This is a genomic window from Streptomyces sp. NPDC001194 (assembly GCF_042896985.1).
GTDB lineage: Bacteria > Actinomycetota > Actinomycetes > Streptomycetales > Streptomycetaceae > Streptomyces.
Genome location: NZ_JBIAXU010000005.1, coordinates 439265 through 458734, shown reverse-complemented (window position 1 = coordinate 458734; position 19470 = coordinate 439265). Strand labels below are relative to the sequence as shown.

Here is a 19470-nt window from a genome sequence, read left to right as displayed (position 1 = left end):
GTGGGCTACCTCCGCCTCGGCGGCCCGCGGGCGGCCCCCCCCCCGCCGGCCAGAAGGGACTTTGACGACACCCCCTAGGGGGGTCAGGCCGCGCGGTCCACGGGTGCGGCGCCGGGGCGGCGCGGACACGTGGGGGCGGCGGGGCGGCGGCGGGTGGTGAGGCGGCGGGCCGTGCGCAGGCGGTGCAGCGTGGCGTGGCCCCGACGGCGCCACTCCGCCCGCGGCAGGCCCGCACGCTGGCCGCCGCCCGTGATGAGGGCGTTGACCGGGGCGTGCGGGTCGGCGGCGATGCCCTTGGCGACCAGCACGCCGACCACGAGCGGGACCAGGGCCACCGCCAGGGCGGAGCCGGCGGTGGTCACGTGCTGCATGCGGCGCGGGCGAGCGGCGGCGGCAGTGGTGGCGGTGGCGGTGGCGTCGAAGGGCATGCCCGCATTCCACCAGCGGCGGGCCCGTGGGGAATCGGGGCGGATACTCAGGTCGTTGGGTGTGAGGTACTCAGAACGCACGGGCGGAGGGTGGTGGGTGGTGGACACGTCCTTCGAGCCCGCGACCGGCGACGGGCCGGAGCGGCCCGCCACCGCGGCGCGGGGGGCCGAGGTCCGCACGGCGTACGAGGGCCTGCTGCAGATCCGCCGCCTGGTGAACGGCCCGGCGGGGACGGCGGTTCCCGCCCCCTGGGAGCTGCGGCAGATGCCGCGCGCGGTGGCCCTCGTACTCGAGGCGGCGGGGATCGCGCCGTCCGCGGTGGACGAGCGGGGCCGGCGTACGCGGACGGGGTACCGGGTGGCGCCCGGGCCGCCCGGGTCCGCGACGGTGGAGGTGACCTGGCCGGGGCCGCCCGGCGGGGGCGCGGCCGAGGAGGAGCAGGAGCGGCTGACGGCCTGTGCGGCCGCGCTGGAGCCCCTGGGCTGGGGCTGCCTGCTCTACCGGGGACCGCGCCGGCGGCGGTTCCTGGAGGTGGAACCGCCGCGCTGACCGGGATCGGGGACAAATCCGGTTTCCGGAGAGACGCCGAGCCGGGCACACTCGCCCGATGGGCATGCTCGAATCAGTGGCGGACCGCATCGGCCGGGGCGAGACCGTGGAGTTCCGGCCGAGCGGCGACTCGATGGTGCCGCTGATCCACAGCGGGCGGCGGGTCCGGGTCGCCCCCGTCGACCCGGCGCTCGTCGAGCCCGGGGACATCGTCTTGGCCCGGGTCTGCGGCACGGTGTACCTGCACCTGGTCTCGGCCGTGGACGCCCCGCGCCGCCGCGTGCAGATCAGCAACAACCGGGGCCGGGTCAACGGCTGGACCGGACGTGACCGGGTCTTCGGGATCTGCCTCGCCGTGGACGGCGTACCCCGCGCGGGCGCGTCCGCCAAGGTCCGGCGACCGCCGGTCCGCACGGTCGGCGCCGGCCGGCTCGGCTCCGCCCGGCTGGAGCTCCTCCCCCTGCGCGTCGATCACGCCGCGGAGATGGCCCGTGTCCTGGGCGATCCCGTACTGCACGAGTTCATCGGCGGCGCCCCGCTCTCGGTCGGTGCGCTGCGCGAGCGCTACGCCCGGCTGGCGGCCGGCTCGCCCGACCCCGCGGTCGTGTGGTGCAACTGGGTGCTGCGGCTGCGCGGGGACGGGCCGCTGGTGGGGACCGTGCAGGCGACGGTCACGCCCGCGCGGGACACGGCCGAGCTGGCCTGGGTGATCGGAGTCCCCTGGCAGGGCCGGGGCTTCGCCACCGAGGCGGCACGCGCCGTCACGGCGTGGCTGGCGGGGCTCCCCGTCGGGCTGCTGATCGCCCACGTCCACCCCGGCCACCACGCCTCGGCGGCGGTGGCCGCGGCCTGCGGCTTCGCCCCGACCCCGCACCGCGAGGACGGCGAGATCCGCTGGGAGCACCGCCCGCGGGCAGCGCTCCCGCCCGGGGTGTAGGTCAGCCGTACCGCTCGGCCAGGGCGGCGATGGTGTCCGCCAGGGCGCGGCGGAGCTCCGGCGGGGCCAGGACCTCGGTCTCGGTGCCGAGGCGGAGCAGGTCGCCGACCGCCACGGCCTCGGATTCGACGTCCAGGTCCACGCGGATCCAGCCTTCCGGGTCCCCGGGCTCGGCGGGGCCGGCCCCGGCCAGTGCCCGTACGCCGGCCGCGCCGAACTGCATCGGGAGCAGCCGGCGCCCGCGCGGGGACAGCAGCAGCCGGGCGGTTCCCTGCCGGGTCGCCCGCTCCATCCGGCGCGCGGACTCCGCCCAGTACGCGGCGAGTCCGAAGCCGGCCGGACGCTCGAAACCCTCCTCCGCGGTGTCCACGCCGAGGAACCGGGAGACGCGGTAGCTGCGTACGCGCTCGTCGGCGGCCCGCGCCACCAGGTACCAGATGCCCCCCTTGAGGACGAGCCCGAGCGGGTGCAGCGGGTGCCCGGCCCGCTCTTCGCCGCTCCAGCGCCGGTAGTGGGTGAGCAGTACGCGCTGGTCCCAGACGGCCTGGGCGATCTGCGCGAGGTGCGGGACGGGGTCGGCCTCGCGGAACCAGGCCGGGGCGTCCAGGTGGAAGCGGTCCTGGAGGCGGCGGGCCCGGTCGGCGAGGGCGGCGGGCAGCGCCGCCTGGAGCTTGAGCTGGGCGGCGGCCAGATCGGCGCCGAGGCCCAGGTCCTGAGCGGGCCCGGGCGCACCGGCGAGGAAGAGGGAGCCGGCCTGGGCGTCGGTGAGGCCGGTGAGCCGGGTGCGGTAGCCGTCCATCAGCCGGTAGCCGCCGGCCGGTCCGCGCTCTGCGCGGACCGGGACGCCGGAGGCGCCGAGGGCTTCGATGTCCCGGTAGACGGTGCGGACCGACACCTCCAGCTCGGCGGCCAGTTCGGGTGCGGTCATGAGGCCGCGGCTCTGCAGCAGCAGGAGGAGCGAGAGGAGCCGGTCGGCGCGCATGGGGTCATTGTGTCCGGTGGGCCGGTGCGGCCGGGAGGCCGGACGCCGGTACCTGACAGAGGGTGTCAGGTATCCCGGACAGGCTGTTCTCGTGCCGGGGGAACGATCCCGCCCGGCCGTGAACCAGGAGGTCCTCCATGTCCGCCCGTACCACCACCGGTCGTTTCACGTTCGCCGACTGGCAGGAGCAGCCGATCGGGCCGGCCGGCTCCACACCGCGCCTCGCCCGCTCGACGGTCGTGAACGCCTTCGCGGGCGGCATCGAGGCCGGGGCGACCCACGCCGCCTACACGATCGCGTACACCGTGGAGGGAACCGGCTCCTACACCGGTCTGGAGCTGCTGTCGGGCGCCGTCGACGGCCGCAAGGGGGCGTTCGTCCTGGAGCAGCGCGGCACCTTCGACGCCTCCGGCACCCGGTGCACCTTCGAGGTGGTGCCCGGCTCCGGATCGGGCGAGCTGGCCGGGCTGTCGGGCTCCGGCGGGTTCACGTACCGGCACGGCGACACGTCGGTCGCGTACGAGTTCGGCTACACGGTGGGGTAGACGGCGAAGGGGGCGCGGACCGCAACGGCCCGCGCCCCCTGTCGCCTTCGTCCCGCTGCCGCGGCTACGGTGCGCCGAAGGTCAGCGTCAGCTGCGGCGTGCCCTCGTTCGCCGGCGCCTCGGAGGACCACAGCCACAGGGCGTCCGTCCCCGGGCTGGTCAGCGCCAGGCTGTAGCTCGTGCCGAGCGCGCCCGCCAGGGCGGCCGTGCTCAGCCCCGTGGTGTGCACCGCCGAGCCGTCCGGTACTCCGGCGAAGCTGCCGAGGGCCGGGGTGCCGGTGGCGGGGCGGTTCCCGTAGGTGGTGCCCGCCTCCGTCCACGTGCCGGTGACCGGGACCACCGAGACCGTGTCCGCCGTACCGGCACCGCTCATCGTGCTGGTCTTCACGCTGAGGGAGGCGGACTTGAGGACGGTGCCCGCGGGCGCGGCGGGCAGGTTGAAGCGCAGGTAGCTCGTGTACAGCGAGCTGCCCCGCACGGCAAGCGAGGACGAGCTCCCGTAATTGCCGTCCGGCGCACCGGCGTTGGCGTACGTGTCCTCGGCGGCCTGCACCTGGACGACCGAATCGGCGGGCGCGGTGGCCAGGGCGTAGTGGTTCTGCACCTGGGCCGCGCTCAGGACGCTCGGGTAGACGGCGGTCTCGTCGAGCTGGCCCGTCCAGAACTCGCCGGTGGGGAGGTTCGGCCAGCCGCCGAGGCTGTCGCCGCCGGCGTGCCAGTAGCCGGCGTAGTTCTCGTGCGTGGTGACGGCCAGGGTGCCCTTCTGCACCCCGTCCACGTAGAGCACCATGCCACCGGGTCCCTGGGTGGCGACCACGTGGTGCCACGCGTTGTCGTTGTAGGCGGTGCCGGTGGTGATGGTGCGGGTGGCGCCGGTGTACACGCCGTAGACGAGGCGCCCGTCATTGGTCATGTAGATGTGCTTGTCGTACTGGCTGCTGCCGCGCACCTGGTTGTTGCCGAAGCCGAGGAGCTTGCCGCCCCGGGTGGTGTTCGTCTTGAACCAGGTCTCGATGGTGTAGCTGCTTCCGATGCTCTGGCGCTGGTCCCCGTAGACCCGGGTGTCCGTGCCGTTGAAGCCGATCGCCGTGCTCGCGCCCGAGACCGCGCCGGGCGTCTGGCGCAGGGCGGGGGCGTTCATGTGCACGCCGTTCTGGTTGCCGCTCGTGGAGGAGTCGGCGACGTTCGGCAGGGCCGCGTCGTCGTAGCGCCAGAACAGCTGGGCGCCGTCCGCGCGGACCTGGTTGGGGTAGGCGTCGACCGAGGTCGGGACGGTCACGCTCGCGGTGGCCGACAGGGCGCTGGTGTTGCCGGCCGCGTCGGTGGCCGTCACCCGGTAGGTGTACGTCTGGCCCGCCGCGACGGTGGTGTCGGTCCAGGAGGCCTGCGGGCGCTTGAAGAACAGCGAGTCGGCCGTGACCGTGGCGATCGGCGTGCCCGAGCCGTTCCGGTAAATCCGGTACGTCAGCGCGCTGTCGTCGAGGTCGAGGCTGGTGCGCCAGCGCACCTGCACCTCGCCGGGTTTGAAGCTCGCCGCGGTCACGACGGGGACGGTGGGTGCTCCCGTGTCGCCGGTGGACGCGAACCGGGTCAGGCTCTGCTGCGCGGAACCGTTGACGGTCGTGAACTCGCCGCCGACCCAGAGGTACTGGACACCGCCCTTGGAGCCGACCGCCAGCACGCGCGGGCCGATGCCCTCGCCGATGCCGTCGTTGGTGTCGGGGGCCCAGCCCAGCTTGCCGACGCTGGTGGTCGGCTGGGCGAGGAGGTGGTGGCGCTGCCCGTCCGGGTACTCGCCCACGCTGGAGCAGTCGTGGGCGTGCGAGGCGCTGTACAGCACGTTCTGGTAGGGGAGCACGGCCTGGGTGGCGCCGAGGCAGGTGTCGCGCCAGCGCTGGTTGAAGTCGCCGAGGTTGAGCGCGATGCGGCCGTCGAAGACGCCGCCGCCGGTGCCTTCGTTGGCGGTGTAGAACCCGGTCGCGTCGGTCGCGATGTCCTTGACGACGGAGTTGGTCTCGATGAAGCCGGCGTACGTCTTGGTGAGCGCACCGCTGGTGGAGTCGACGACGGCCAGGGCGTGGGTGTTCGTGCCGTTGACGGTGAAGAAGTCGCCGCCGAGGACGACGTGGCTGCCGTCGGGGGTGACCTCGACGGCGCGGCCGGGCTCGTCGGCATCGGCGGTGAAGGGCCGCAGCGCACCGTCGGCCGCGCCGACGGCGGCGAAGCGCTCGCGCGGCTGGCCGGCGACGGTGAGGAAGTCGCCGCCCGCGTAGACGGTGTCGTCGGTGACGGCCAGGGCCCGCACGGTGGCCGCGAAGGCGGGGCGGAAGCCGGTCTTGACCGTACAGGTGGCCACGTCGATGGCGGCGAGGCTGGAGACCGGGGTGCCGTTGACGGCGCCGAAATAGCCGCCCGCGTAGAGGGTCTGCTTGTCCGGGGAGAGGGTGAGGGCGCGGACGGTGGCGGTGCCGCCGCCGACGGTGAAGGAGAGGTGGCAGGAGGTCGGGGCGCCGGTCGCGGCGTCGAGTGCGGCGAAGTTCACCGCGGGCTGCTCGGCGGAGCCGTCGCCTTCGGGCGGGCGGACGGCGGAGAAGGTGCCGCCGACGAACACGGTGCCACCCGCTTCGGCGAGGGCCCAGACGACGCCGTTGGGCTGCCAGGTGGACAGCGGGTCGGCGGTGAAGGCCACGGGCGGGGTGACGGCCGCCGCCTGTGGGACGAAGCCGAGGCCTATGCCCGCGCCCGTACCTGCCAGGGACAGGGCGAGAGCGGCTGCGAACCCTCTGGATCTACGCATGAACCCCCCAGTTCGGTATCACTGTGTCGCTGTGCGGTGATGGCCGAAAACAGACGTGGCGTCGCCGTCCTCGACCGTGCGTACGGGCGCACCCTAGGCCCCTTTGCTCCCTCGTTCACCCCACTTGACGCAATCGGATGCCAAATTGGCGCCTCCCTGGGTCCCCTCCTCTTCTCGCCATGATCATTTGCGCCGACGCGAGCTGCGCGGGGTGGGTGCGGGCGGCCGCCATGGGGCCGCGGCGCGTGCCCGCGGGTGCCGCTCCCGGCGGGCCTCGGCGCCGGTGGCGGCGGGCCCGGTGGCGGCGGGCCCGCCGGGACACGGACCGGCGGCTCAGGCCGGCGGCAGGGGGCGGCAGAGGAGGGCCGCCGGACCCGGGCGGGAGGCCGCGCGGGTCGTGAAGGCGATGCCCGCCGCGTACTCGGTCGGCAGGCACTGGCCCTTGTAGTCCCCGTACGCGAACTCGCCGCCGGGGGCGCCGGGCGGGCGGTTGTCGCCCCGGTCGAACCAGAGCGTGCGGCCGCCCGCCGGGAGAGCCGTCCGGCCCGGGGCGCACAGGGCCGCCGAGACCCGCTCGCCGCGCAGGCTGTAGCCGATCAGGAACTGGCCCGCCGGGCACTGGAACTTCGTATAGCCGGTGGCCCAGTCACCGCCCGGCGGGACGTACGCCTCGTCGCGGACCACGGTGTGCCCGCCCGCCGGGGCCCGCAGGTCGGAGGAGCCGCACAGGCCGCGCCCGGCCGTGTGGCCGAGCCCCGCCAGCCGGGCGCCGTCGGGGCAGACCGCCTTGCGGGCCCCGTTGTCCCAGTCGCCGGTGGCCCGCGTGCGCAGCGAGGCGTTGTGGTCGCGGTGGTCGGTGGCCAGCTGGTACCAGGCGGGGGTGACGGGGATCTGTCCGGTGCGCCCCGCGGCGCCGGCGAGGGCCGTCCACTGCTGCGTGCGCCAGTCGCCCGCGTCCAGTACGCCCGAGCGGCGGCCGGAGGCGTCGTAGCGGAGCATCGCCCAGGAGTCGCCGCCCGGGTCGCCCTGTGCGGTGGTGCTCCAGCCGACGAGCGGCCAGTACGCGAAGTCCGCGTCGACGGCGTTCAGATAGCCGGTCAGGTTCTGGAACCAGGCCCGCGGGAGGGCTCCCGTCTCGTCTGCGCCGATGCCGAACTCGCTGACCCAGACGGGCGCGGTGAAGTGGGTGCCGGTCTCGGCGGAGACGTAGAAGGCCTGGTCGTACAGGGTCTGTTCGAGCTGGGCCCGGCTCATGTCCTGGTAGCGCGGGTCGTGGGTCTCGCCGATGCCCGTCGCGCCGCTGTGCCGGGGGCCGGTGTACCCGTAGAAGTGGGCCGAGTACACGAGCTTGTCGGACACCACGAGGGTGTGCGACAGGGTGCGGACGGGGGTGAGGGTGGGGCGGCCGTGCGCGAAGCCGTCCACGGGGATGCCCGTCCAGTTGATGCCCTCGATCACGATGAGCAGGTTGGGGTTGGCCTCGGCGAGGATCCGGTCACCCGCCTCCTGGGCGGCCGCCTGCCAGTCGTGGCTGTCGCCGAGTCCCCAGTTGGGATCGTCGAGCACGTCGCGGCGGACCTCGTTGTAGAGGTCGGCGCCGACCACGCGCGGGTTGTCTCGGTAGCGGCGGGCCAGGAACACCCAGTCGTCGGCCCACTGGGCGGTGGAACGGCCGCTGTTCCAGCGCTCGTTGCCGTCGAGGCCGCAGCACCAGCGGGTGGTGACGGTGTGGTTGTTGAGGATGACGGCGAAGCCGGCGTCGGTGAGTGCGGCGACGACGGCGTCGTAGACCTGGAGCGGGGTGCGGCCGCGCAGCGCCGGGTTGGCGGCGACGGCCGCGTCCGGGACCGGGGCGGTGGTGCGGAGCATCTCGTTGGAGAACGGCAGCCGGATGCTGTTGAGCCCGAGGGCCCGGAAGTCGGCCAGCAGCGTGGGCAGCGGGACCCGGTCCAGGCCCATGGGGATGCCGTTGGCGTTCTGGCCGGCGTGGTGCGTGGCGGGGTCGTTGCGGTCGCCGCTGCCGTTCCAGGAGCCCTGGGCCCCGTCCCAGTTGCCGGAGCGGAGCCGGAAGCGGTTGCCCCGGGCGTCGACGATGTAGCGGCCGCGGGTGGACAGCGGCGGGGTCCACGCCTCGGACGCGGGCGCGGTGGCGGACGTCGGCACGGGCGTCGACGGTGCGGCCGCGGCGGACGTCGGCGCGGCCACCGCCGGCAGCACCCCCGCCAGCAGCACGAGGGCGCCGGACAGCGCGCGGATGAGGCTCTTCATGTCGCTCCTGCGAGGGGGGGGTGTGGGGCAACTGGCCGATGCCGCGGCCAAGTTACCGGCCGGTCGGCGACCATGGAACCCGCGGGGGCGCTCACTTTCCCGCCCCCGACCCGACCGCGCGGGGCGGGCAGCCCGGCCGGCCTCGTTTCTCACGTGTGGCCACCCTGGCGAAACGGCCACGCGCGGGGCCGTCAGCGCCTACCGTGCCCTGGGGGGACGGGACCGAACGGGAGGGTGGGGCGGATGGACGAAGAAGAGGACCTGCGGCTGGCGAGGATGACACCGGAGATCTCCCGCCGCACCCTCACGATGCTGCGCGGGCTCGCCGGGCTGGAGCCGCCGGAGCAGGTGCCCGAGGACGCGATGATCGTCGCCGACGCGATCCTGGCCGAGCACGGCACCGACGGGCTGCGCGTCCTGGTGATGACCTTGGCGGCCTGGGCCACGGCGCAGATCGAGAACGTCGCGGAGCTGAGCCGCCGCAGCCACGAGGCGGTCCTCGACGCGATGGAGCTGGCCTGCCTGGAGGCCAACGCCGAGGAATGACCCCGCGCGGGGCGCCGCCGGCCGACTTCCGGGAGTCGGCCGGCGGGACCGTGGAACGCGTGTGCGGGGCCGCCCGTGGGGTACCCGAACAATCGGGTGATGCGCCGCGCCCGGATTCGTCCGGGTGTCGGTCACACTGGGGGTAACGGGGGGCCCTGATCGGAGGCCGTCGTGAGCACACCTTCCCCCATCCGAATCGCCGCCGTCCTCTCCGCCGAATACCGCGGGCGGCTGATGTCCCAGGCACGCGAGGTCAATTTCCCCGAGGGCGCGAGGATCTTCGAGGAAGGTTCGCGCGCCGAGTCCTTCTGGATCGTGCGATCCGGGACGGTGACGCTCCAGGTCCCGCTGCCCGCCGGCCGCCCCGCCCCCGTCGAGAACCTCGGCCCCGGGGAACTCGTCGGCTGGTCCTGGCTCTTCCCGCCGTACACCTGGCAGCTGAGCGCCGAGGCGATGACCCCGGTGCGCTCGTACGAGTTCGACGCGACCGCCGTGCGCATGATGATGGACGCCGATCCCGCCTTCGGCTCCGCGATCGGGCACTGGGTCGGACGCGTGCTCGCGCTGCGCCTCCAGCAGACCCGCACCCGGCTGATCGACCTCTACGCGCCGCGCATCGCGACGGCCCGCTAGCCCACCACCACGAGCCCTGCGCAGACCCTGCGGGGCCCGCGCGGGGCTCCGACACAGGCCCTTCGGGGCGCCCGGGGCGGGTCCGGACCCGGTCCGAAACCGCCCCCGCGCATGTTTCAGCGCGTGTGTTCGGCCGTTTCGGCGGTCCGCTCCCCCACAGGTCAGCGAGCCCGCACCGCTGCGGTCTGCATACATTCGCTCACGATCGGTGACGAGAAATGACGGTACGAACGGGCGTTCACGGTCCGTGTCGGCAAGACTCCTGTCCGCTATCCGAAACAACCACTCAAGGGAGTTCGAAATGCGGTCCATCGCAAAGGGTCTCGGCCTCGGTTCCGCCGCCATGGCGCTCACCGCTCTCACGGCCCTGGCCTGGCCCGGAGCTGCCGACGCCGCACCGTCCGGGGCCGAGAGCCTGTACGCGCCCTCCGCCCTCGTCCTGAGCATCACCGCCGGGGAGGACGCCACGCACGGCACGGTGCTGCGCGCCGTCACGCTCGTCTGCGCGCCGACCCCGGGCGGGACGCACCCGTCCCCGGCCGCCGCGTGCGCCGAACTGCGGGCGAACTCGCGCCAGTTGGACGCCGTCGCGGCCCCCGGCCCGGGCGTGGACTGTACGCGCGAGTGGAACCCGATGACGGTGACCGCGGACGGGGTGTGGCAGGGCCGCCGGCTGAGCTACTCGTACACCTTCGGCAACCCGTGCGGCCTGCGGCACACCAGCGGCGCGCTGTTCGGCTTCTGACCGGCACGACGCGACCGACCGGGCGGCGTCGTGCGACCGCCGCCCGGCACCCGGCCGACGGGCCCGTCCCGCGCCCCGCGCCCCTCAGCCCAGTTCGAGGCTCGTCACCCCGTACAGCCCGGACAGTTCGACCTCCGGGGCGGGCCCGGTGTACATCCGGGCGGCCTCGAACGAGGGGGCCAGCCCCAGACCGGCCAGCAGGGCGGTGGCCGCCTGATTGGCGTCGGGCACGTCCACGGCGACCACCCCGTCGGGAGTGTGCTCCGCCAGCCGGTGCAGGAGGGCGGACGCGACCTCCGGCGTGGAGGCGTACAGCGGGCCGATCCGGGAGGCCCCGCTGCACGGGCGGATCACGCCGAGCCCCTCGATCCGGCCGTCGCGCACCGCGGCGAGGGCGGTACGGCCGGGCATCCCGGTCCAGGCGGACAGGAAGGCGTCTCGCGGCGCGGGGAAGAAGCGGCGGTCGTAGGCGGCGAGCAGCCCGAAGGGCAGGGTCGCGGCGTCGACCACCTCGAACCCGGCTCCGCCACCCGGGCCGTTCGGGCGCAGGGCGCCCTCGTGACGGACGTTGTTCCAGGCCGAACGGAACCCGGACTTGCGGTAGTTGTCCTGCTGGTCGACCACCCCGTCCAGGCCGACGAGCCGCCCGCCGAGCCGCTCCATCCCGGCCCGCCACAGTCTGATCCCGTAGCCCCGGCCGCGGAACGCGGGACGGGCGATGTAGAAGCCGATGAACCCGAAGGCGGCCCCGTACCGAACGGCCGAGATGCAGGCCGCCGGTTCGCCGTCGATCCGGCCGACGAGGAAGCCGCCCGGATCGGCGACCGCGAACACGAAGCGGTCCGAGTGCCCGGGGTTCCACCCTTCCTCGTCGGCCCAGCGGCTGATCAGTTCCATGTCGGCGGCGCTCGCGCCGCCGATCTCGAATCCCGTCATGTCCGGTGTTGTACCAGACGGCGTACGGGCGGTCAGCCGGCGCAGATCACGTCGTCGAGCCTGATCGGCCGGGAGTCGAGGCGCACGTACGCGGTGAAGGTGTCGGTTGCGTCCGCCCCCCAGTGGGTGGTCACGGTGGCCCAGCCGACCCCGGCCGACTGGGCGACGGTGACCGCGCCGACCACGATGTCCTGGGGTTCCTTCTGGGCGCAGAGCAACACGTCGGAGTGGGGGGCGTGCGCCTGCTTCTCCTTGAGCTGCTGCGAGACGCGCTGGTCGCGGTCGTACGCGGAGGGGCCGTGGTGGCCGTAGAAAGAGGAGAGGAAGGTGCTGATCTCCGTGGCGGTGTGTCGGTGGCGGGCGCCGACGGGGGTGGGGTCGGCGACGGCGGAGGTCGGGGCCGGCAGCGCGAGCAGGGCCAGCAGCAGGGCACCGAGGCTGTACGCGGTGGTCTTCATGCGGGATGTGTAACCGCCGCGCGTCTTCGCGGGCAGGGGTGGGCCGCGGATCTCACTCCTGTGGGGGGCGGGATTCACCGCAGGAAGAGCCCTCTCGGACGCGTCTGACGCGCACGTGCCGTCAGCCCCCGTTAAAGCGGTCGCGGCTGCGGGCCGGCCGTACATAGGGTCGGGAACATGGGGAAGCCGCTCGTCGCAGTGTTCAGTGGGGCCGGGATGTCCACCGACTCCGGAATTCCGGACTACCGGGGGCCACAGGGGTTGTGGCGCCGGGATCCCGAGGCCGAGAAGCTGGTGACGTACTCGTACTACATGGCGGATCCGGAGATCCGGCGCCGCTCCTGGAGGATGCGCGCCGAGGTCGGGGCCCTCGCGGCGCAGCCGAATGCCGCGCATCTGGCCGTGGCCGAGCTGGAGCGCTCCGGCACCCCGGTCCGGGTGATCACGCAGAACGTGGACGGACTGCACCAGCTGGCCGGCATGCCGCCGCGCAAGGTGTTCGAGCTGCACGGGAGCGCCCGGTCGGTGGTCTGCACGGCCTGCCACGCCCGATCGGGGATGGACGAGGCACTGGCCCGGGTCGCCGCCGGGGAGCCCGACCCGGCCTGTCCGGCCTGCGGCGGGATCCTGAAGTCGGCGACCGTGATGTTCGGCCAGCGGCTCGACCCCGAGGTGCTGGCTCAGGCCGTGGCCGTGGCCAAGGCCGCCCACGTGTTCATCGCGGTCGGGACGACGCTCCAGGTGCAGCCCGCCGCCTCGCTGGCCGGGATGGCCGCCGAGGCGGGTGCCCGCCTGATCATCGTGAACGCCGAGGAGACCCCGTACGACTCCCTCGCCGACGAGGTGGTCCGCGAGCCGATCGGGACCGCGCTCCCGGCCCTGCTGGCCCGCATCGGCGACCTCGGCCCGGCCTAGGCCGGGGCCGGGACCCGGCCGCCCCGGCCCAGCCCCGGCCGATGCGGCCTACGCCGCATCGGCCGCCCGGCGCATCTCCGCCACGTCCAGCTTCTTCATCTTCATCATCGCCGCGGTGGCACGGTTGGCCCGGCCCGGGTCCGGGTCGGTGATCAGGTCGATGGCGCCGGGCGGGATGACCTGCCAGGACACCCCGAACTTGTCCTTGACCCAGCCGCAGGCGGACTCCTGGCCGCCGTCCTTCGTCAGCTCGTCGTAGTAGTAGTCCGACTCCGTCTCCTCGGCGCAGTGGATCTGGAACGAGATCGCCTCGGTGAAGGGGAACTGCGGGCCGCCGTTGAGCCCGATGAACTTCTGGCCGTTGATCTCGAACTCGACGACCATCACGTCGCCGGCCCGGCCCGGCCCCGCCTCGTTGTAGTAGCCCGTCCGCCCGATCTTCCCGTCCTTGAAGACGGACACGTAGTAGTCGGCGGCGCTCGCCGCGTTGCCGTCGAACCACAGACACGTGGTGAATCCGTTGCCGCTTCCCATGACTGCCTCCAGGTCGTTGCGTGGCCGAGTCCGTGCGCACGCGCGTGCGTGCCGCACCGTCTCTCCCCTACAGACATACAGACCGGCCCCGGGCCCGAAATTCATCGGTGGGCCCGGGGCCGGTCGGCAACGCTTCCTGATTGCACTCCAACGGCCTACACCGCGGGCTTGGCCCCCATGGCGAGCATCCGGTCGACGACGCGCTCGGCGGCGCCGCCGTCGTCCAGGTCGCAGAACTCGGCGCGGAACGCGGCCCGGGCCTCCTTGAACTCCGCCCCGACGGCGTCCACGTTGCGGACGGCCTCGATCAGGCTCGCCGAGTCCGCCAGCAGCGGGCCGGGGGCCTTCGCCTCCAGGTCGAAGTTGAAGCCGCGCAGCGTGGTCCGGTAGTGCTCCAGGTCGTACGTGAAGAGCAGGATCGGCCGGTCGGTGAGCGCGAAGTCGAACAGCGCCGAGGAGTAGTCGGAGATCAGCACGTCGGCGACGAGCAGCAGGTCCGTGGCGTCGTGCCAGCGGGACACGTCGACGACGAACCCGTCGCGCACGCCGTCCCGTACCTGCTCGGTGACGTGGTGGTGGCCGCGGACCAGCAGGACGTGGTCCTCGCCGAGCTCGCGCCGCGCCGCGTCCAGGTCGATCTGCAGGTCGAGCTTGTAGCCGCCCGACCAGCCCTCGCGGTTCTCGCGCCAGGTCGGCATGTAGAGGACGACCTTCTTGCCCTCGGGCAGGCCGAGCCGGCGGCGGACCTCGGCGATCCGCTGCGCGTCGGGCTTGACGAGCGCGTCCGTGCGCGGGCTGCCGGACTCGATGACCTCGCCCCGGTAGCCGAGGGCGCGCTTGAGCAGGGGCGTGGCGTACGAGCTCGGGGAGGCGAGCAGCGACCACTGGGCGCTGTCGTGCTCCAGCGCCTCGAGGATCTCGGGGCTCGTGTAGTAGTCGTGGATGAAGTCGTGGCCGATCTCCTTGATCGGCGTCCCGTGCCAGGTCTGGACGACGACCTGGCCGGCGCGCCGCTGGAAGCGCTGCGGCACGCTGTCGTTCACGACGTAGTAGCGGGCCCGGGCCAGGACCTCCCAGGCCTCGGTGCTGTCGTACTGCACGGCGCGGGCGGTCGGGGGGACCTCGGCGCGGCCGTCGCGGACGAGCCAGACGTGGTCCAGCTTCTCGCCGCGGCGCAGCAGCTCCTCGTGGACGGCGCGGGGCGCGTCGCCCGTGCCGTTGCCCTGGTGGGTGTCGTAGACGGCGATGTCCTTGACCGGCAGGGCGCGCTGCGCCGGGTAGGTCTCGTACCGCGTGACGCGCTGGGCGTACCGGGTGCGGTCGTGCGGGCTGAGCAGCGGGTCGGCGACGAGCACCATGCGGTCGTAGAAGCGGGCCTCGACCCGCATCCGGCGGCCCTCGACGGTGATCGCGTGCGGTCCGGACTGCAGGGCGGTGGGCGCGAACTGCACGGGGGCGCCGCGGTCGACGCCGAGCAGACCCGCGGTGGTGCCGCCCTGGGCGAGCGGACGCAGGGTGGGCCACCAGCGGCCCTTCGGCAGCGTGGTGCGGCCCGCGTAGGACTCGGGGAGGACGGGCTCGAAGGTGGATTCGAAGCGCTCGCCGTCCCGGGTGACCGGGTAGCTGAACTCGGTGCCGTGGGCGTCGTGCAGGACCAGCTCGTACGGCTCGTCGACGGGTGCGACGAACCGGCCCTTGACCGTGAGGGTGCCGTCCTGGCCGGTGACCGAGTCGACGAGCGGCGGCGAGGGCTGCACGGAGAGGGTCAGGTGTCCGGTGTTGCCGCGCTTGGCGAAGAGGGCGCGGTCGGCGCCCCCGCCGGGCAGCGGGACGACCAGGCCGGCGAAGCCGCCGCGCTCGTCGTGCGCGAGGCGGTGCTCGGAGCCGTCGGCGCCGACCACGGTCAGGCTCCACGGCTCGGGGGTCCACTCCCCGGGCTCGCACTCCGCGTCCGGTACGGCGGCCAGCTCGGCCAGCGGTACGCGCACGGTGAACGGGATCCGGCCCGCTCCGCCGGAGCCGCTCGCGGCGGCGGTCTCGACGGGCCAGGTGAGGACGGTGGCGGTGGAGACGTGCTCGGCGCGCAGGGTGGCGCCGGCGCCGATCTCGGCGGCGAGCTCGCCGGACACCTCGACGGCGTCGTCGCCCGAGGTGCGGACGTCGAGGGCGCGGGCGCGGACGGTCTCGATCTGGATGGTGAGGGCGCCGGTGGCGTTGGGGACGATGCGGACGTCCGGGGTCACCCAGTGGGCGGGCGGGTTCTGGCCGGCGTCGGACTCGCCGCCCTTGAGGCGGGCGCGGTGCAGGCCGCCGGCGCCGGTGACGGCGATGGACGTGGTCCATATGCCGTCGGTCCACTTGCCGCCCGTCTGGAAGGCGGTGGGGTCGACGACGGCGGTGAAGCCGGCCCAGTCGGCGTGCCGCAGCGCGAGGTGCGCGGCGTTGACGGTGGCCATCGGGGAGGCGACCGTACGGGCGGTGACGACGGTGCGGCGGCGCTTGCCGCCCTCGCGGAAGACGAGCATCTTGCGCGAGCCGAGGCGGCTCTCCGCACCGAGGTGGCCAGGCAGCGCGTAGCCGCGCAGCAGCAGCTTGCCGTCGCTCCAGACGGCCTGCTCGAGGCGGCTGACGACGCGGCGCTCGCGCGGGCCGAGGGTGAGGATCTTGGCCGGGACGGGCGGACGGCCGTGCAGGAACGGGTAGTCGGCCTGCGGGCGGGCCAGCCCCTTGACGGGGACGCTGTACGAGTAGTCGCTCTGGTGCTTCGTGAGGGCGATGAAGTCCTCGACGCGGCCTTCGCGGGCCAGGTACGCCTTGAGGCGGTCGGCGACGGTCAGGTCGGACCAGGGGCCGGTGCCGATCTCGCGGACGAGGCCGCCGACCTCCTTGACGAAGGCGGCGCGGAAGTCGGCGCCGCCCTCCCCTACGTACTTGTAGATGAGCGGGAGTTCCTCGCTCAGCACGTTGTAGTCGTAGTCGCGCAGGTAGCGGGCGTACTTGGCGCCCTCCTTGGCCTTGAGGGCCTCGCGGACCAGGCGGACGGAGGTGACGCGGTCGATCAGGGAGACCGGGTCGGTGGAGCGCTGGGTGATGGAGCGCTCGCCGGTCTCGCGCACGCGCCAGTGGTAGACGCAGTCGCTGATGACGTCGACGCTGGACGCGAAGTAGTGCGCGGGGATGCTGACGGGGGCGTCCTCGTAGAGGATGCCCTCGGGGTACTGGAAACCGTGCTCGTCCCAGAAGCTGCGCCGGTAGACCTTGTTCCACGCGGTGCGGTCGGTGACCAGCGCCGGGAACTTGGAGATGTGGGTCTTCAGCTGCGTCTTGGCGAAGGCGGCCCGGTGGCCCCAGGACTGCTGCATGCCGACGGAGCGGAAGCGCTTCACGTTGCCGCCGGCGAAGTCCGAGCCGGTCTCGTCGAGGGCGGCGATCAGACGCTCGTACGCGTAGTCCGGCATCGTGTCGTCACTGTCGACGAAGGCCAGGTACTCGCTGCCCTCGGAGGCGTGGCGGGCGCCCACGTTGCGGGCGGCGCCGAGTCCGGCATTCTCCTGCATGACGACCCGGAACCGCTTGTCCCGCGCCGCGAAGGCCTTGGCGATGACGGCACTGGTGTCGGTGGACCCGTCGTCGACGAGGATGCACTCGAAGTCGGCGAACGTCTGGGCGGCAATGGACTCCAGGCACTCGTCGAGATAGAGCTCGACGTTGTAGACGGGGACGACGATGCTCAGGCGCGGGGGCATGGGTGGCGGGTTCTCCAGCGTTTCAAGCTATTTCGATGATCAGGTGATGAGAGCATCCTACTCGGTAACAGGATGATAAAGTCCCCCCATCCTGGACATACGGCCCATGCCCCCCGGGGCGGACGGCAAAGAATTCAGCCGCCCGCCACCTCGGCGTCGGAGTCCGACCGAACGTCCGCTCAGACTTCGAGCTCCGCTTCGATCTTCGTGAGCTGGTGCCGGGCCATCGCGAGGTTGGCCCGACCGCGGTCGAGCGCGAGGTAGAGGAAGAACCCCTTGGAGTCGCGGCTCTTCATCAGCCGGATGAGGTGGTACTGGGTGCCGAGGGTGATCAGGATGTCCTCGATCTCGTCCTTGAGGCCGAGCATCTCCATGGTGCGGACCTTGGCGCGGACCACGTCGGTGTTGCCGGCCGCGGCCACCGTGAGGTCGAGGTCCTTGCCGCCGCCGATGGTGCCGAGGGCCATGCCGCTGCCGTAGTCGACCAGGGCCGCGCCGATCGCGCCGTCGATGGTGGCGAGGGTTTCCTTGAGTGCGGTTTCCACGTTGGCCATGAGTGGCTCCTCATTCTTTCTCTGGGTTTGTGACGGATTTCAAGTGGTCTTCTGGCGTTTGCACGATTCACGCCCGGTCTGCACCGACTACGCCTGGTCCGTACGCATGCGGACCGGCGGAACCTGAGGGACCGGCGGAACCTGCGGGACTTGCGGGACCGGCGGAACTTGCGGGACCTCGGGGCCGCGGCGCCCGAGGACCTGGTCGATGAGCTCGGCGATGCGCAGGCTGGAGCGGCGGGCCTCCAGGTGGAGCCGGCCGACGTTGACGCGCGGCTCCGCGATCAGGGTGAGGACGGCGGCGTCCCCCGCCGCGTAGGTGGCGACGTATCCGTGCTCGCCGCGAATGAGCAGTTCACGGAATCCGCCCTGGCCGGTGCAGTCGCTGAGCCGCTGGGCCACACCGAGGGCGGCCGCGGTCAGTGCCGCGACGGACTCCACCTCGGTGGCCGCGCTGTCCTGCGCGAGGACCAGGCCGTCGGCGCTGCCGGCGAGGGCGCCGGTGAGCTGGGGGACCCGGGCGCGCAGCCTGCGGAGCTCGGCGAGTATGTCCGCTTCGGCCTCGGGGGGCACCATCGCCGTGCTCATGTCGGCCTTTCTCCTCTCTGGCTGCCTCCGCTCGGGGCGGTCGGCGCGCTCTGAGCGCAGAGCCGGTCGCAGCGGGAGCCTCACAGGCTTGCCTCCAGTGCGTCGCGTAACCGGCGGAGCAGCGCCACGTCCGGGGATTGGGTCTGGGTGATCCAGTCGGGCAGGGGTGTTTCGACCGGTGCCAGGACCGGAGCGTGCGGGGTCTCGACGAGCCCTGCCGCCGCGAGGCGCCGTACGTCGAGCAGCGTGTGGAAGGCCGGACGGCCCAGCACCCACGCGAGGTCCGCGGGGGTCCGTACCCCGTCCGCCCGGGCCAGCAGAAGGCGCTGGCGGACGGTGACGGTCTGGCCGGGGGCGGCGGGCCGGGGCACCACGGGCGAGGTGTCCAGCAGCGGGTACGGCCACACGGCGTCGAGCAGTTCCCGCCGGCGCCGGGTCTCCCGCTCGACGGCGGCGGCCGCGACGGAGCGGACGGAACCGATCCAGTGGGTGGCCCCGCGGCGGAACCGGGAGGGGCCGGTCCCCGGGGAGAGGGCGAAGAAGGCTGCGTCGAAGATGGCGGCGAGGTGGCAGATCTCCAGTTCGCCGCCGGCCAGGCCCCCGCTGTCCACGAGGAAGCGGGCGACCTGGCGGCGGGCGCCGGCCCGGTCCACGGCCTCGCGCCAGCGCTCGGGGGCGAGGCCGCCGCCGGTGGTGAGGAGGACGTCGAGTCCGGGGGTGGCCGGACTCTCGGCGTGCACGATCCGGCCGTCCTCCAGGAAGAGGGTGCCGCGGTCGCGGAGCAGGGCGCCGGTGGCGCGTTCGGCGGCGAGCCGGGTGAGCAGGGGGGAGACGGCGACGGCGGCGAGGCCGCTGATCTGGGCGGCGGTCATCTGAGGACCAGCCCCTCGGCGAGGATGCGGAGTCTGTGCCGGGCGAGGGCGAGGTTGCCGTCGGTCCGGTCCAGCCACAGGTGGAGGAAGACGCTGCTGTCGAAGCTGGTCTCGACGAAGCGCAGGACGTGGTAGCCGGTGCGGGTGGTGACGATCAGGTCCTCCACCGGGAGGCCCGGGCCCGGTTCGCCCGCGGCTGCGCCCGGTGCGGAATCCTGTGCCGGCTGGGCGAAGGACTCGTACTCGGCGGCCGCCCGGGCCAACTCGGCGGTCTCGGCGGCGGTGGTCTCGTGGTCGCCGACCGGCGAGTCCCCGGCGGTGCCGAGGGCCAGTCCGCTGCTCCAGTCGACCAGCGCGGCCCCCCGCGCACCAGGCAGGGCCATGGCTTCGAGCAGGCATTCGTCGATCCCGGGCACGCGGGCTCCCCTCCCGGCCA

Annotated in this window: 19 protein-coding genes; 7 read left to right on the top strand and 12 right to left on the bottom strand. The window is 73.5% G+C overall.

The genetic code is table 11. The features are described 5' to 3' along the window. Window positions 1-83: 83 nt before the first annotated feature. Complete coding sequence (locus ACFY1T_RS15780) at window positions 84-428, bottom strand: hypothetical protein (RefSeq protein ID WP_390788601.1); 345 nt, start codon at window positions 426-428, stop codon at window positions 84-86. Window positions 429-525: 97 nt separating this feature from the next. Here ACFY1T_RS15780 and ACFY1T_RS15775 point away from each other — a divergent pair, with 97 nt between their 5' ends. Together ACFY1T_RS15775 and ACFY1T_RS15770 are read left to right on the top strand one after the other, a co-directional pair. Beyond that, on the top strand, window positions 526-978 hold the full coding sequence (locus ACFY1T_RS15775) for a hypothetical protein (protein WP_384705630.1): 453 nt from the start codon (window positions 526-528) through the stop codon (window positions 976-978). A gap of 445 nt (window positions 979-1423) precedes the next feature. Then, window positions 1424-1915, top strand: a complete 492-nt coding sequence (locus ACFY1T_RS15770; protein ID WP_390788622.1) for a GNAT family N-acetyltransferase — start codon at window positions 1424-1426, stop codon at window positions 1913-1915. A 1-nt stretch (window position 1916) separates the two neighbouring features. Here ACFY1T_RS15770 and ACFY1T_RS15765 read toward each other — a convergent pair whose 3' ends face one another. Then, on the bottom strand, window positions 1917-2897 hold the full coding sequence (locus ACFY1T_RS15765) for a helix-turn-helix transcriptional regulator (protein WP_390788600.1): 981 nt from the start codon (window positions 2895-2897) through the stop codon (window positions 1917-1919). Window positions 2898-3034: 137 nt separating this feature from the next. Between ACFY1T_RS15765 and ACFY1T_RS15760 the strand changes: the two genes are divergently transcribed. Beyond that, window positions 3035-3442 carry a DUF3224 domain-containing protein gene (locus tag ACFY1T_RS15760; RefSeq protein ID WP_390788599.1) on the top strand — a complete coding sequence of 136 codons (408 nt, stop codon included), beginning with the start codon at window positions 3035-3037 and terminating at the stop codon, window positions 3440-3442. A 64-nt stretch (window positions 3443-3506) separates the two neighbouring features. Here the strand turns inward: ACFY1T_RS15760 and ACFY1T_RS15755 are convergent, their stop codons facing one another. Both ACFY1T_RS15755 and ACFY1T_RS15750 read right to left on the bottom strand, forming a co-directional pair. Continuing rightward, the gene (locus tag ACFY1T_RS15755) at window positions 3507-6239 is read right to left on the bottom strand and encodes a DNRLRE domain-containing protein (RefSeq protein WP_390788598.1); all 2733 of its coding nucleotides are present in this window, start codon (window positions 6237-6239) and stop codon (window positions 3507-3509) included. Window positions 6240-6572: 333 nt separating this feature from the next. After that, complete coding sequence (locus ACFY1T_RS15750) at window positions 6573-8507, bottom strand: glycoside hydrolase family 5 protein (RefSeq protein WP_390788597.1); 1935 nt, start codon at window positions 8505-8507, stop codon at window positions 6573-6575. Window positions 8508-8750: 243 nt separating this feature from the next. Here ACFY1T_RS15750 and ACFY1T_RS15745 point away from each other — a divergent pair, with 243 nt between their 5' ends. The 3 genes from ACFY1T_RS15745 (at window position 8751) to ACFY1T_RS15735 (ending at window position 10431) form a co-directional block, all read left to right on the top strand. Beyond that, window positions 8751-9053 carry a hypothetical protein gene (locus ACFY1T_RS15745; protein WP_030864982.1) on the top strand — a complete coding sequence of 101 codons (303 nt, stop codon included), beginning with the start codon at window positions 8751-8753 and terminating at the stop codon, window positions 9051-9053. 171 nt (window positions 9054-9224) lie between these two features. Next, entirely contained in the window at window positions 9225-9686 is a 462-nt protein-coding gene (locus ACFY1T_RS15740) for a Crp/Fnr family transcriptional regulator (protein WP_384700857.1), read from the top strand. Window positions 9687-9987: 301 nt separating this feature from the next. Further along, window positions 9988-10431, top strand: coding sequence for an SSI family serine proteinase inhibitor (locus ACFY1T_RS15735; RefSeq protein ID WP_384705620.1), 444 nt, complete (start codon window positions 9988-9990; stop codon window positions 10429-10431). Between the two features lie 84 nt (window positions 10432-10515). Here ACFY1T_RS15735 and ACFY1T_RS15730 read toward each other — a convergent pair whose 3' ends face one another. Continuing rightward, on the bottom strand, window positions 10516-11367 hold the full coding sequence (locus ACFY1T_RS15730) for a GNAT family N-acetyltransferase (RefSeq protein WP_390788596.1): 852 nt from the start codon (window positions 11365-11367) through the stop codon (window positions 10516-10518). 32 nt (window positions 11368-11399) lie between these two features. Next, the gene (locus ACFY1T_RS15725) at window positions 11400-11825 is read right to left on the bottom strand and encodes a hypothetical protein (RefSeq protein ID WP_390788595.1); all 426 of its coding nucleotides are present in this window, start codon (window positions 11823-11825) and stop codon (window positions 11400-11402) included. 177 nt (window positions 11826-12002) lie between these two features. Here ACFY1T_RS15725 and ACFY1T_RS15720 point away from each other — a divergent pair, with 177 nt between their 5' ends. Continuing rightward, entirely contained in the window at window positions 12003-12740 is a 738-nt protein-coding gene (locus tag ACFY1T_RS15720; RefSeq protein WP_390788594.1) for an NAD-dependent deacetylase, read from the top strand. Window positions 12741-12788: 48 nt separating this feature from the next. Here the strand turns inward: ACFY1T_RS15720 and ACFY1T_RS15715 are convergent, their stop codons facing one another. The 6 genes from ACFY1T_RS15715 to ACFY1T_RS15690 form a co-directional block, all read right to left on the bottom strand. Further along, window positions 12789-13274, bottom strand: coding sequence for a VOC family protein (locus ACFY1T_RS15715; RefSeq protein WP_390788593.1), 486 nt, complete (start codon window positions 13272-13274; stop codon window positions 12789-12791). A 155-nt stretch (window positions 13275-13429) separates the two neighbouring features. After that, window positions 13430-17020: a CDP-glycerol glycerophosphotransferase family protein gene (locus tag ACFY1T_RS15710; protein WP_390788592.1), complete on the bottom strand. Its 3591-nt coding sequence runs from the start codon at window positions 17018-17020 to the stop codon at window positions 13430-13432. A gap of 179 nt (window positions 17021-17199) precedes the next feature. Further along, window positions 17200-17574: a hypothetical protein gene (locus ACFY1T_RS15705; RefSeq protein WP_030157853.1), complete on the bottom strand. Its 375-nt coding sequence runs from the start codon at window positions 17572-17574 to the stop codon at window positions 17200-17202. An 87-nt stretch (window positions 17575-17661) separates the two neighbouring features. Next, window positions 17662-18162, bottom strand: coding sequence for a roadblock/LC7 domain-containing protein (locus ACFY1T_RS15700; RefSeq protein WP_390788591.1), 501 nt, complete (start codon window positions 18160-18162; stop codon window positions 17662-17664). 80 nt (window positions 18163-18242) lie between these two features. Continuing rightward, window positions 18243-19034, bottom strand: a complete 792-nt coding sequence (locus ACFY1T_RS15695) for a hypothetical protein (protein ID WP_030865007.1) — start codon at window positions 19032-19034, stop codon at window positions 18243-18245. Next, on the bottom strand, window positions 19031-19450 hold the full coding sequence (locus tag ACFY1T_RS15690; protein WP_390788590.1) for a hypothetical protein: 420 nt from the start codon (window positions 19448-19450) through the stop codon (window positions 19031-19033). Before ACFY1T_RS15690 ends, ACFY1T_RS15695 begins: the two co-directional genes overlap by 4 nt. Window positions 19451-19470 lie beyond the last annotated feature (20 nt).